A 12705-nucleotide genomic window follows, 5' to 3' on the forward strand; every position below is an offset into this window, starting at 1 on the left:
TCACCCACACTCCGTAATGATCCGATGGCCAGGCGCCATCGCTATCCGGCCGGTTCAAGATGATCCGCGCTTCAGTAACGCGGAATGCATCCTTCTGGAAGAACACATGATCGATGCGTACCGGAGGATGACCCAAATGGGTGTTCAACGTGGTGTGTTCCGGAGCATTAACCGCTTCGTTCGGGCGCGCCACCGCATAGGCGTCGACGAAGGTTGCCGTTAGAGGCTGTAGCTCTGGTGCGTCGGCGCGAGTGTTGAAATCCCCGGCCAATATGGAGTGCGCGTCGCCTCGAGTAGAACCGATGAACTCCAACAGACTGCGCACCTGCTGCGCACGAACAGCGCCGCCATCGGGCGCGTGATTCAGATGCGTGACATAGAGGCTCAAGGGGCCGCTGGCACCTTCGACACGCACCCAGCCTACGTTACGGTAGTCGTTGAGCGGCAGCACCTTGAATTCCTGCACTTGCTGCGGGGAAACCCGAGTGAGGATGGCATTGCCGTAACGGCGTGCCCGCTGCGACGGATCCGCGGAAAAGAAGCGGTAGTGATAGCCCAACCGTTGCGCGAGCGTGGCGGCTTGGTTGGGCAGCGCCGCGTCTTGCAACACTTCCTGCAACAGGATCGCGTCGGGCTTAAGCGCCTGCAGTTCGCGCAGGATCATGTTCTGCCGTTTCGGCCAGTCCTGCTTGTCGTGCCACAGGTTGAGGCTGACGACACTCAGCGAAGTCGCCTGCTCTGGTGCTTGCGCCGTGATGGACGTGGCGTCGGGCATGGATTGGCATGCTGACAGCACCATCAAGGCAGCCAGTGCGATCCCCGATGCGATCAGTGATCCAACACGAGATTTCGGCACAAGCGAACCTTCGAATACGAACTCACGAACAGATGGTGCTCAGCGCCTGGGAAGATACTGCTGCGGATCCACCGGCTTGCCGTTGTAGCGGATTTCGAAGTGCAGCATTTCCCGAGACGCGCCGCTGCTACCCATTTCGGCGATCTGCTGGCCGGCTTTGACGTTCTGCCCTTCGTTGACCAGCCGCTTGCGGTTGTGGCCGTACGCGGACAACCAGGCCTCGCTGTGCTTGACGATGATCAACTCGCCATAGCCGACCAACCCCGCGCCCGAATAAACCACGACTCCATCCGCAGCGGCACGCACCGACTGGCCGCTGCTACCGGCAATATCGACGCCTTGCTTGGTGGCGTCGTTGGCGACGAAACGGCCGATGACGTGTCCGTCGGCCGGCCAGCGCCACGAAATACCGCTATTGACGGGCGCCGGTGCTGGCACGGCAGGCTTGGGGGTAGCAGGACGAGTGGGCGCCGGGGTTGCAGTAACTGGACGCGTCGACGATGAAGTCGAACCGGTCCCGGGATACAGTTTGATGGTCTGCCCGGGATAGATGGTGTAAGGCGCGGGAATGCCGTTCCAACTGGCCAGATCGCTCATGTTGATGCCATTGCGCGAGGCGATGCCATACAGCGTGTCGCCACGTTGCACGCGCACCGTGACACCCGGCCTTGGCTGCGACGCTGTCGGGCGCGAAGCCCCGGAAGAAGTCTCCCGCACAACGGTGGACGAACACGCCACGAGTATCAGGGAGGCAAAGCCCATGATGAGAAAACCAAGCCATTGCCCAGAGCGGATATTCGTGGTCATGCGTTTTGTCGTGTCTCCGAAATTATGGGCCTGCGTACTGATCAACCCGTGAAGCGCTGCAGAAGCCCATGCGCCGCTACTCCACCGCCGCCGATCAGTACACCGAAGTAGATGATCGTTCCGATATTGGAAAGATGCCCCAGTAATACCGCTCCGCCATCGCGTTGCATGAACCCAATGGCGTATAGCAACAATGCCAAGGCTGGCAGGGTATTGCTGAATGGCACGAATCCAAACGGCGCCATCAGCAACACGGCCGCAAGTATGAAAGCCAGGTTGTTGAGTAGGTCGGGCATGCGCCCATCGACAAAGCCGCGCAACCGATGCGGCCGGCTGATCTTTTCCATACGCCGCACCCACACCATGCCGGTGTTCAGACCGGGGCGCAGCTTGCTGGCGGGCAGTTGCTTGTGCAGGAGTTTGGCAGGCAACCATAGCGGCCGCTTCAGCAGCCGGCTGATACCGATCAGCAGAATCGCCGCGCCGAACACCGTGCTGACACCCGGAATAGACACCGGAATCAGGAACACCAGCGTCAGCAGGATCGTCAGCAGCAGCATGCCTTCGTCGCTGAAAGTTTCCAGCAGTTCGCCCAACGTCAGCTTGTCTTCGGGAAGCCGTTCGATGATTCCCGCCAGCTGCTCTCCCAAAGAACCGGCGGAATTCGAGGCGCGCGGAGAATCCGGGTGCGGCATCGGGCTCAATCCAACGTGCCCGACAGCAAGGGAACGAACACCACTGGCGCCAGCGTGGTTTCGGTCACCGAGCCGTCGGCTTGCTTGCTCAGCATGATCAACGACTGCGAAGACGCGCCACCCACGGGAGCGATGAGATTGCCACCTACTGCTAATTGCTCGACCAATACGCTCACCAGCGCCGGTGCGGCAGCCGTCACCAGAATGCCGTCGTAAGGCGCGTGCTCCGGCCACCCGATGCGGCCGTCATCGTGTTTGCTGCGCACATTCATGCCCAACTGGCGCAAGCGCTTGCGTGCCTGCCGCAGCAGATCGCCAATCCGCTCGACCGTGTAGACCTCCAGCCCCAGCGCAGCCAGCACAGCGGCCTGGTAGCCTGAGCCGGTGCCGATCTCCAGCACTTTCTTCGGCGAATTCAGCAGCAGTGCCTCGGTCATGCGCGCGACCACCCATGGCTGCGAGATGGTCTGGCTGTGGCCTATCGGCAGCGCCGTATCTTCGTAAGCGCGGGTGGCCAGCGCCTCGTCGACAAACAAATGACGCGGCACGGTGCGAATGGCATTGAGCACTCGCTCATCGCGGATACCCGCGCCGTTGGCGGTACCGTCACGAAGGCGCTCAACCAGACGGTCTCGGACGCGTTGCGATGTCATGCCAACGCCGACAGCTTCCGGCTGCAGGCGCAACCGCGGCGTCATGCCGAAACCTCCAGCGCCGCGCTCAGCCCGTCCACCCAGCTGGCCACTTTTTCCAACGCCTGGTAGCGGGTCAGGTCCACATGAATCGGCGTGATGGAGATGTTGCCGGTGCGCACGGCGTGGAAATCGGTGCCCGGACCCGCGTCCTGTTCCGGGCCGGCGGGACCGATCCAATAGACCGTGCGGCCGCGTGGATCCGACTGTGGAACGCAAGGCTCGGAACGGTGGCGGTTGCCCAGGCGGGTCACTTCGAAACCGGCAACGTCCGACCAGGCCAGATCGGGCACATTGACGTTCAGGATGGTGTCGGCCGGTAGAGGGTCGGCCTTCAGGCGCGCGACGATCTCGACGGCGGCGCGCGCGGCGGTCTCGAAGTGCTTGGGGTCGTGGTTATGTGTCACCAATGACATCGCTACAGCCGGCAAACCGAGGAAGCGCCCTTCCATCGCCGCGGACACGGTGCCCGAATAGATCACGTCATCGCCCAGGTTGGCCGAATTGTTGATGCCGGACACCACGATATCGGGTTCGAAGTCCAGCATGCCGGTCAGCGCCAAGTGCACGCAGTCGGTGGGCGTGCCGGCGATGCTGCAGGTGTACTGATCGATCCGCTTCAGCCGGATCGGCAGATCCAGCGTCAGCGAATTGCTTGCACCAGAACGGTCGCGGTCCGGCGCGACCACGAATACTTCGTGGCCGGCGGCTCGCAGGCCTTCTGCCAAGATTCGGATGCCGGGGGCGTCGACGCCATCGTCGTTGCTGACCAATACGCGCATGGGGTTCCTCGAAAACCACCCCATGATACCGGAAGCGCCGGCTCCATTCCGCGCTTGCTCATTCCTGTCCCGCTCCATTCTTGCGCTTGCGTCACACTGCGATGCCGCTACGCTGTGGCCATGGTCAGATCTCCCGGCGACGAAGACGAAGATAAGGACGACGCGGCGCTGTTTCGCTCTGCCATCGGGAACGTCAAGCCTTTAGCTGACGTCCCTGCGCCACCGGCGAAACCACGCCCGAAGCCCGCCGCGCGCATGGCGGAGCAGGACGAGCTCGACGCACGCAGCGAATTCCAACGTGGGTTGGATGAGATGGCAGTGCTGGAAGCGGGCGATGTATTGAGCTATCGGCGTGAGAACGTACCTGCACGGGTATTCCAGCGGCTCAAGCGCGGCCAGTTCTCGGTGCAGGACGAGTTGGACCTGCATGGCGCGACCGCTCTACAGGCGGAATCGCTGATCCGGCGATTCCTGGCCGAGGCGCACGATCATGAGTTCGGCTGCGTGCGGATCATCCATGGCAAAGGACAACGTTCCGATCGCGAGGCGCCGGTGCTGAAGAATCTGGTGGACCGGATTCTGCGCCAGCGTGCCGACGTCCTGGCGTTCCACTCCGCTCCGCCCACGCAGGGCGGAACCGGAGCGGCAGTGGTGTTGCTTGCGCGGAGAAGTTGAAGCGGGCAAACAAAGAAGCCCTGCCCGCTCTGAAGCAGGCTACAGAGCGCTGTGCCCAGAGTACGCGCTACTTCTTCTCTAACGTCTTCGGCGGGTTCACCCAGGTCAAGTGAATACCGCGGCGCTTGGCGATGCGCTCGACATAGGCGATGTATAGCTGGTCGCTGGTCAGTTCAGGCTGAGCCTGTGGTTCGGAAGCCGGTGCGCCGGTCGAGGTCATTTCCTGAGTACCCGCGCAGGCACCCAGCAGCATGACGACGAACGAAATGGCGGCGATGCGAAGCGATGCTTTCATGACAATCTCTCCGTTGTATCTCGCGTTGGCCTAGCGGCGCCTGGCACCCCTAAAACGCCGAAATGCCAAGCTCGCAACTTGGCTTATACGCCGGCCATCGCCGCCTACCAGTGCTCTTATGTGCTTTCCGACGAACGGTGCCGGATGCCGCCGCAATCGGTGGTAGGGCGTGTTGAGCCGGCACGGCCGCCAGCCGGCGCCCGCGCGGCTTGACCCTGCCTTCTGACGGCCAGTCAAGCGCTACGCCACGCAACCCCAGCTGGCGGCCGTATCGACCCAACGCGGGCGGCTACCCAGTGGATGACACGCCCTCGCCCAGTTCGTGTAGCACCGCAGTGGCATAGCTGCCCGGCGGCAGGTCGAAACTAAGGCGCACGGTGGCAGAGTCCGGCCATTCCCACTGCAGCGCTTCCGGTCGCAACCGCAGCGCGCGGCGCTCCTGTTTCAGGCCGGCTTGCTCCAGACCACTACGGATAGCCAGCGCATCCGCGTCTGACAACGCATCCAACTCGATCTGCGCCGCATGATCCTCACTGCGCAACTCGCCTACACCCCACAGGGGACCGGAAGGATGAATGTCGAACGCCGCCAACCGCTGGGCCAAGGTTTCGCTCCAGGGTTCCGGTCCGAACACGCTGCGGCTGCCGTTCAATGCCCAGACTTCGCCTTCCAATCCGCTGTCCCAACTGCCGTCGGCCAAACGCGCCGCCAATACCCGGTTGAACAACTCAGAACGCGCCGCCGACAGCAGGATGGAACGCTGATCGCGATGTACCCGCTGTCCGCCGAACATGGCGAGCGCGGCTTGGACGTTGCCGCCGTCGCGGCCGAAGCGCTGCTCGCCGAACCAATTAGGCAGGCCACGTGCGGCGATCTGAGCCAAGCGCGCTTCGATAGCCACCTGATTTCCCTCGACCTGTCGGAGCACCAGCACGAACCGATTGCCGGCCAAGGCGCCGCGCGGCAGCTTGCGGTTGTGCCAAGTGGCTTCCAGCACCCGGAGATCATCCGATTGCAATGTCGCCGTGTCCGGTGCCACTCGCTTCGGCAAGTGCACGCTGAAGCGCTGGCGCGTCACCGCATGGCGATCCTTCAATCCAGCGTAACCGATGGCGTGTTCCGGCAAGCGGGCCCACGCGGCGATGCGCTTGGCGGCGAAGGCGGTATTCATGCCACGCTTTTCCACCGTCAGCAGCAAATGTTCACCCTCGCCCGCCGGCTCGAAACCGGCGATTTCCTCAACCAGGAAATCCTCAGGCGTGGTGCGGATGTTCGCCTTCAAGACCGGATCGCCGAAGGCGCGAGGCAGCGTGTCGCTCATGCCTTCACCAGCAAGACCACGGCTTGCGCCGCAATGCCTTCGCCGCGACCGGTGAAGCCAAGTTTTTCGCTGGTGGTCGCCTTCACGCTGATGTCGCCGATGTCGATACCCATGTCTTCAGCCATCAACCTGCGCATCGCGTCGGCATGGGGCCCCACCTTGGGCCGTTCGCAAATGACGGTGACATCGGCATTGCCGACCCGCCAACCCCGCTCGGCAATCAACGTGTTGCACTGGCGCAGGAACGTACGGCTATCGGCATCTTTCCAACGCGCATCGGATGGTGGGAAGTGCTGGCCGATATCGCCCAGCGCCAGTGCGCCCAGCATCGCGTCGCACAATGCATGCAGCACCACATCACCGTCGCTGTGGGCCAGCACCCCGCGATCATGCGGCACGTGGACACCCCCGAGCATGACATGGTCGCCTCCGCCAAAGGCATGCACGTCGAAGCCCTGGCCGATGCGAATGGAAGGAAAATCTGGCATGGCGAAATTTCCGGTAATAGCCTGAAACCATGTAAGAGCGGCCGTCGACTGGTAGGAGCGCCGTCTCGGCGCGAACTCTTCGCCTCTATCGCAATTCGACGGGAAGAGCTCGCGCCGAGACGGCGCTCCTACCAACCTGCGGCTGCTCCTACATGGCTACGAAGCGCGTTGAGACAACAGGAAGATAAAGCGATTCAAGTCCGCCGGCGTAGTGACCTTGAAGTTGTCCTCAGAACCTTCCACCAGCAACGGCCGCAACCCCAGCCGCTCCATCGCCATGGATTCATCGGTGCATTCCACGCCTGCTGCATCGGCGGTTTCCAGCGCGCGCGACAACTGCAGGCGGCGGAACAATTGCGGGGTGAATGCGCGCCACAGCCGTGAACGGGGTTCGGTTCCATCGATACCGCCGTCATCGCCGGCACGCTTGAGCGTGTCGCGTACCGGAGCGGCCAGGATCGCACCCACCGGATCGTTGCGCCCGCGCTCCAGCAACTGCTCCAGATCGGCCGCGGAAAGGTTGGGGCGCGCCGCGTCATGCACCAGCACGAAGTCGTCAGAACGCACGTTGTCGGGCAATGCCTTCAAACCAGCCAGCACCGATTGCGCACGCGTGGCGCCCCCGATGCAGGTCAGAACCGGCTTACCTCCGTATTGCGTCCAGCCCGGCCAGTCGGCGTCGTTTTCGGAAATCGCCACTACCGCGCCTTCCACCGCCGGATGCGCCAGCAATGCGGACAACGCATACGCGATCAGTGGCTTGCCGCCAGCATGCAGATACTGCTTGGGAGTTTCGCCACCAAAGCGCAGTCCCCGTCCGGCCGCCGGAATCACCACCCAGATGGGCATCAGGGCGTCTCCGCCTCGGATTCCGAAGCATTGTCGTCAGCCGGCGGTGGTATGGACGAGACGGGCTCGACTACCCGGTAGAACTTCTCGCCCGGCTTGATCATTCCCAACTCACTGCGGGCACGTTCTTCCACCGCCGCTTCGCCGGACTTCAGATCCTCGACTTCCGCGGCCAGTGCGTCGTTGCGCTCCTGCAAGCCGGCGTTCTCGCGCTTCTGGTGGGCGACCTGATTCTCCAACGCGACCACTTGGCCCGAGCTGGCGGCACTGAACCAGAACCGGTACTGCAGCCATCCCAGCAGCAGTACCAGCACCAGCAGTACCCAGCGGAGTCCCCGCACGGCAGGACCTGTTAACGCTTCAGCGATACGAAAGCTTGACGGCCGGCGTACTGAGCCGCGCTGCCCAGCGCTTCTTCGATACGCAGCAACTGGTTGTACTTGGCCACGCGATCGCTGCGGCACAGCGAGCCGGTCTTGATCTGGGTAGCCGTCGTTGCCACCGCGATGTCGGCGATGGTGGTGTCTTCGGTTTCGCCGGAACGATGCGACACGACGGCAGCGTAGTTGGCCCGGTGCGCCATGGCGATGGCTTCCAAGGTCTCGCTGAGCGTACCGATCTGATTGACCTTGATCAGGATGGCGTTGGCGGTGCCGGACTCGATGCCTTCCTTGAAGATCTTGGGGTTGGTGACAAACAGGTCATCGCCGACCAGCTGCACCTTGTGTCCGATGCGCTCGGTCAGCAGCTTCCAGCCGGCCCAGTCGTCCTCCGCCAAGCCGTCTTCAATGGTGATGATGGGGTACTGCGCGGACCAGTCGGCCAGGAAATCGACGAACTGCTCGCTGGTCAGGCGCTTGCCTTCGCCCACCAAGTGGTACTTGCCGTTGTCGTAGAACTCGCTGGAAGCCACATCCAGGCCCAGCAGGACGTCTTCGCCCGCGGTGTAGCCGGCCTTGCCGATGGCTTCCAGAATCGTATCCAGCGCTTCCACGTTGCTGCGGAAGTCCGGTGCGAAGCCGCCTTCGTCGCCCACCGCCGTGCTCAGGCCATGACCCTTCAGCACCGATTTCAGCGAATGGAATATCTCGGTGCCGGCGCGCAGCGATTCGGCGAACGAGTCGAATCCGACTGGCAGCACCATGAACTCCTGGAAGTCCACGTTGTTGTCGGCATGCGCGCCGCCATTGATGATGTTCATCATCGCCACCGGCAGCGTGACCTTGCCGGTGGACAGGTGCTGCCACAGCGGAATCTTGCGGGAGGCGGCCACCGCATGCGCATTGGCCAGCGAAACGCCCAGCAGCGCGTTGGCTCCCAGGCGGCCCTTGTTTTCGGTGCCGTCCAGATCGATCAGCCGGCGGTCCAGCCCCTCCTGGTCATTGGCGTCGAAATCCTTCAGCGCGTTGGCGATAGGACCGTTGACGTTGGCCACCGCGTTGCGCACGCCCTTGCCCAAGTAGCGGGTCTTGTCGCCATCGCGAAGTTCCACGGCTTCCTTGGCACCGGTGGAGGCGCCTGACGGCACCATGGCGCGACCAAAGGAGCCATCTCCCAGCGTGACCTCGGCTTCGAGGGTGGGATTACCGCGGCTGTCGAGGATTTCACGGGCGTGGATCTTGGCGATGTTGGTCATGGTGGGTGGTCTTGGCTCATGAGATGAAGACGGTCGGCACTTCATCGGCATGGGTGGCTATCTGGATCGGGCCGAATCAATTCGGGATCGATCCAGTCCAATACCAATCCATCCGATGAAGGTTTCCTGAGTGTAAAGATTAGCGCGGTTTTCTCACGTTATCCGGGTGGATCAGAAATGAGTGGGCAGTGCATAGCGGCGAAAGGCCGACAAGTAGCTAGTGCGAAAGCAAAATGGCACCGCGCAGCCCGCTGCCTGGGCACGCAGGATTCTGCTCGTGACGTCGCGGTTCAAGGACCAATACCTTGGCTTTGCTGATGAATTCGCAGGATCAGCTCCAGGTCGTCGTCAGCGGAGCCCGCCGTCGGATCCAATCGGCTTGAAAATGGATCGATGCCCACATAGTCCAACCCGCCCTGAGAATAAGCACGGGTCATGACGAGTGCGATAGCGCCCTCGCTATGGGGACTAATCAACCAAGGCCCGCAGGCAATTCCTGGCGGATTACCAGGCAATGGCGCGTAAGGATCAAATTCTGTCAGGACGCCGTACGACGCGGGCTGGCCTTTGACGGCTTCGATCAGCTCGTAGTCCAGCTGACGCAACATGTATTTCCCGCCTGCGGGCGGCGCGACCACGCGATACGAAGTTAAGCGGGCAACGAATACTTCATCGCTGGATTCGTAGGACCGCTTCAGGTCTTGCTCGCGAATGCCCGAGCCTATCGAACAAGCGTCAGCATCTACAGCGCAGACTGCAAGCGCAACAGCGATCACGACGCTGAGCGCCCCCATCGACCGCCGTGCACACGAGACAGCAGCCATACGTCAGACCTGCTGCTCCAAGAACCCATTCTTCTTCGTGATCGAATCCAGCGCCAGCAAGGTTTCCAGCAGCGCTTCCATCTTGTCCAGGGGCCAGGCATTGGGACCATCGGACAGCGCCTTGGCGGGGTCCGGATGGGTTTCGGCAAATAGGCCGGCCACGCCCACAGCCACTGCCGCGCGTGCCAGCACCGGCACGAACTCACGCTGGCCGCCGGAGCTGGTGCCCTGCCCGCCCGGCAGCTGCACCGAATGCGTGGCATCGAACACCACCGGGCAGTTCGTCTCGCGCATCACGCTGAGGCTGCGCATATCGCTGACCAGATTGTTGTAGCCGAAGCTCGCACCGCGCTCGCAGACCATGATGGCCTGATTGCCGGTGGACTTGGCCTTCTCGACGACCGGCTTCATGTCCCAAGGGGACAAGAACTGGCCCTTCTTGATATTGACGGGTTTGCCGGCCGCGCAAACCTTCTTGATGAAGTCGGTCTGCCGCACCAGGAAGGCCGGCGTCTGCAGCACATCCACCACTGCCGCGACTTCATCCATCGGCGTGTATTCGTGCACGTCGGTCAGCACCGGTACGCCGATCTGCTTCTTCACCTCGGCCAGCACTTTCAGGCCTTCTTCCATCCCAGGACCACGGAAACTGGTGCCGGAGGTGCGATTGGCCTTATCGAAGCTGGATTTGAAGATGAAGTTCATCCCCAGCTTGCCGGTGATTTCTTTCAAACGGCCAGCGACGTCGAGCTGCAACTGCATCGACTCGATCACACAGGGACCGGCGATCAGGAACAAGGGCTGATCCAGACCAACTTCGAAACCGCAGAGTTTCATTGAGACTCCAACTGGTGGTGCCCCTCTCCCGCCGGGAGAGGGGTTGGGGTGAGGGTACGGCGAAGTCCGGATGGGGCAGGCGTCATGTTGTCGCCGGACCCTCATCCGCCCCTTCGGGGCACCTTCTCATGGAGGGAGAAGGGGACAGCGCGGGTTTGTTCACGCCCGCGCTTCCTTCAACAACTTGCCGCCAGCCTTTTTTTCGCGCGCAGCGCGGATGAAGCCGACGAACAGCGGGTGGCCATCGCGAGGGGTAGACAGGAATTCCGGATGCGCCTGGCAGGCCAGGAACCATGGGTGCTGACTGCGCGGCAGTTCGACCATCTCCACCAGCAGGTCGTCCATCGACTTGGCGGAGATCACCAGGCCGGCATCTTCCAGCTGAGTGCGGTAGCGGTTGTTGAACTCGTAACGGTGGCGATGGCGTTCTGACACCACGTCCTTGCCATACAGCTCGCGCGCCAGTGCGCCCGGTTTCAGACGCGCTTCCTGCAGGCCCAGGCGCATGGTGCCGCCCAGGTCGGATTTCTCGTCGCGCTTTTCCACGTCGCCGCTGGCGGTGCGCCATTCGGTAATCAGGCCGATGACCGGGTGCGGGGATTGCTTGTCGTTCTCGGTGCTGTTGGCGCCGGTCAGGCCAGCCACGTGCCGGGCATAGTCGACCACGGCGGCCTGCATGCCGTAACAGATGCCGAAATACGGCACATGATGTTCCCGCGCGAACTGCGAGGTAAGCACTTTGCCTTCGAAGCCGCGGTCACCGAACCCGCCCGGCACCAGGATGCCATCCACACCCTGCAACACCGACATATCGGTACCTTCCAGCTCCTGCGCTTCGATCCACTTCAGGTTGACCCGTGTGCGCTGGCGCAGGCCGCCGTGCTTCAGCGCTTCACCGACGGATTTGTAGGCGTCCTGGTGGTCGACATACTTGCCGACGACGGCGATGGTCACTTCGTCCAGCGGGTTGAGCGTGGCGTCGACGGCCGCTTCCCATTCGGAAAGATTTGCCGGCTTGGTCACTTCCAGGCGCAGCTGGCGGATGGCGATGTCGTCCAGGCCCTGGTCATGCAGGCTCAACGGAATCTTGTACAGCACGTCCACGTCGGGGACGCTGATGACCGCGCGCTCGGGCACGTTGGTGAACAGCGAAATCTTGCGGCGTTCGGAATCGGGAATGACCTGCTCGGAACGGCACAGCAACACGTCGGGCTGGATACCGATCGAACGCAGCTCCTTGACCGAATGCTGAGTGGGCTTGGTCTTCAGCTCTCCGGCCGCGGCAACATAAGGCACCAGCGTCAGGTGCATGAACAGTGCCTTTTCCGGACCGCGTTCAGTGCGGATCTGGCGGATGGCTTCCAGGAAAGGCAGCGACTCGATATCGCCCACCGTGCCGCCGATTTCCACCAGCGCCACATCGAAGCCTTCGGTGGCTTCGTCGATACAGCGGCGGATTTCGTCGGTGATGTGCGGGATCACCTGCACGGTGGCGCCGAGATAGTCGCCACGACGCTCCTTGCGGATGACGTTCTCGTAGATGCGGCCGGTGGTGATGGAGTTCTTGCGCGACAGCCGGGTGCGGACGAAGCGTTCGTAATGGCCCAGATCCAGATCGGTTTCGGCGCCGTCGTCGGTGACGTACACCTCACCGTGCTGGAACGGGCTCATCGTGCCCGGGTCCACGTTGATATAAGGGTCCAGCTTCATCATGGTGACCGTCAGGCCACGTGCTTCCAGGATGGACGCAAGCGAAGCGGCGGCAATACCCTTGCCTAGCGAGGACACGACGCCGCCGGTAACGAAAATGAGGGGAGTCATTTGGCAGGGCTCCGGAAAGCCATAGTCTACCGGCAAGGCCGGGTTTCTCAAAGCACGACGCCCCGCCGAAGCGGGGCGCCAACTGTCGCCGCGGTGCCTGGAAGGCCTTGTGCGGCAAGGGTTTCAG

The 12705-nt window shown here is 62.5% G+C and carries 15 protein-coding genes; 1 reads left to right on the top strand and 14 read right to left on the bottom strand.

Going from position 1 to position 12705, the window contains the following annotated elements; genetic code table 11:
- The 5 genes from AB6O04_RS03015 to surE all read right to left on the bottom strand — a co-directional run.
- On the bottom strand, positions 1 to 775 hold a 775-nt coding region (locus tag AB6O04_RS03015), incomplete at its 3' end, for an endonuclease/exonuclease/phosphatase family protein (protein WP_368562221.1).
- Between the two features lie 120 nt (positions 776 to 895).
- Positions 896 to 1618 carry a peptidoglycan DD-metalloendopeptidase family protein gene (locus AB6O04_RS03020; RefSeq protein WP_368562464.1) on the bottom strand — a complete coding sequence of 241 codons (723 nt, stop codon included), beginning with the start codon at positions 1616 to 1618 and terminating at the stop codon, positions 896 to 898.
- An 86-nt stretch (positions 1619 to 1704) separates the two neighbouring features.
- On the bottom strand, positions 1705 to 2358 hold the full coding sequence (locus AB6O04_RS03025) for an exopolysaccharide biosynthesis protein (RefSeq protein ID WP_368562222.1): 654 nt from the start codon (positions 2356 to 2358) through the stop codon (positions 1705 to 1707).
- Positions 2359 to 2363: 5 nt separating this feature from the next.
- Positions 2364 to 3056, bottom strand: coding sequence for a protein-L-isoaspartate(D-aspartate) O-methyltransferase (locus AB6O04_RS03030; RefSeq protein WP_368562224.1), 693 nt, complete (start codon positions 3054 to 3056; stop codon positions 2364 to 2366).
- Positions 3053 to 3832, bottom strand: coding sequence for a 5'/3'-nucleotidase SurE (gene surE / locus AB6O04_RS03035; RefSeq protein ID WP_368562225.1), 780 nt, complete (start codon positions 3830 to 3832; stop codon positions 3053 to 3055). The genes AB6O04_RS03030 and surE overlap by 4 nt, the downstream gene beginning before the upstream one ends.
- Before the next feature lie 120 nt (positions 3833 to 3952).
- On the opposite strand from surE, the gene AB6O04_RS03040 reads away from it, so the two are divergent.
- Positions 3953 to 4507, top strand: coding sequence for a Smr/MutS family protein (locus tag AB6O04_RS03040; protein WP_368562226.1), 555 nt, complete (start codon positions 3953 to 3955; stop codon positions 4505 to 4507).
- Positions 4508 to 4574: 67 nt separating this feature from the next.
- Here the strand turns inward: AB6O04_RS03040 and AB6O04_RS03045 are convergent, their stop codons facing one another.
- The 9 genes from AB6O04_RS03045 to AB6O04_RS03085 all read right to left on the bottom strand — a co-directional run bounded on the left by AB6O04_RS03045 (position 4575) and on the right by AB6O04_RS03085 (position 12578).
- Positions 4575 to 4802: a hypothetical protein gene (locus tag AB6O04_RS03045; protein ID WP_368562227.1), complete on the bottom strand. Its 228-nt coding sequence runs from the start codon at positions 4800 to 4802 to the stop codon at positions 4575 to 4577.
- A 289-nt stretch (positions 4803 to 5091) separates the two neighbouring features.
- Complete coding sequence (truD, locus tag AB6O04_RS03050; protein WP_368562228.1) at positions 5092 to 6123, bottom strand: tRNA pseudouridine(13) synthase TruD; 1032 nt, start codon at positions 6121 to 6123, stop codon at positions 5092 to 5094.
- Positions 6120 to 6611, bottom strand: a complete 492-nt coding sequence (gene ispF / locus AB6O04_RS03055; protein ID WP_368562229.1) for a 2-C-methyl-D-erythritol 2,4-cyclodiphosphate synthase — start codon at positions 6609 to 6611, stop codon at positions 6120 to 6122. The genes truD and ispF overlap by 4 nt, the downstream gene beginning before the upstream one ends.
- Positions 6612 to 6767: 156 nt before the next feature.
- A complete protein-coding gene (gene ispD / locus AB6O04_RS03060; RefSeq protein WP_368562230.1) occupies positions 6768 to 7460 on the bottom strand; it encodes a 2-C-methyl-D-erythritol 4-phosphate cytidylyltransferase in 693 nt (230 codons plus the stop codon).
- Positions 7460 to 7801 carry a cell division protein FtsB gene (gene ftsB, locus AB6O04_RS03065; RefSeq protein ID WP_368562231.1) on the bottom strand — a complete coding sequence of 114 codons (342 nt, stop codon included), beginning with the start codon at positions 7799 to 7801 and terminating at the stop codon, positions 7460 to 7462. Before ftsB ends, ispD begins: the two co-directional genes overlap by 1 nt.
- 11 nt (positions 7802 to 7812) lie before the next feature.
- Complete coding sequence (gene eno / locus AB6O04_RS03070) at positions 7813 to 9096, bottom strand: phosphopyruvate hydratase (protein ID WP_368562232.1); 1284 nt, start codon at positions 9094 to 9096, stop codon at positions 7813 to 7815.
- A gap of 290 nt (positions 9097 to 9386) precedes the next feature.
- On the bottom strand, positions 9387 to 9920 hold the full coding sequence (locus AB6O04_RS03075) for a hypothetical protein (RefSeq protein ID WP_368562233.1): 534 nt from the start codon (positions 9918 to 9920) through the stop codon (positions 9387 to 9389).
- Positions 9921 to 9923: 3 nt separating this feature from the next.
- Positions 9924 to 10757 (bottom strand): 3-deoxy-8-phosphooctulonate synthase, encoded by an 834-nt coding sequence (kdsA, locus tag AB6O04_RS03080; protein ID WP_368562234.1) that lies wholly within the window; start codon positions 10755 to 10757, stop codon positions 9924 to 9926.
- Between the two features lie 159 nt (positions 10758 to 10916).
- The gene (locus AB6O04_RS03085; RefSeq protein ID WP_368562235.1) at positions 10917 to 12578 is read right to left on the bottom strand and encodes a CTP synthase; all 1662 of its coding nucleotides are present in this window, start codon (positions 12576 to 12578) and stop codon (positions 10917 to 10919) included.
- Between the last annotated feature and the right edge of the window lie 127 nt (positions 12579 to 12705).

The sequence above is a fragment of the Pseudoxanthomonas sp. UTMC 1351 genome (assembly GCF_040948865.1).
In the GTDB taxonomy this organism is placed as follows: domain Bacteria; phylum Pseudomonadota; class Gammaproteobacteria; order Xanthomonadales; family Xanthomonadaceae; genus Pseudoxanthomonas_A.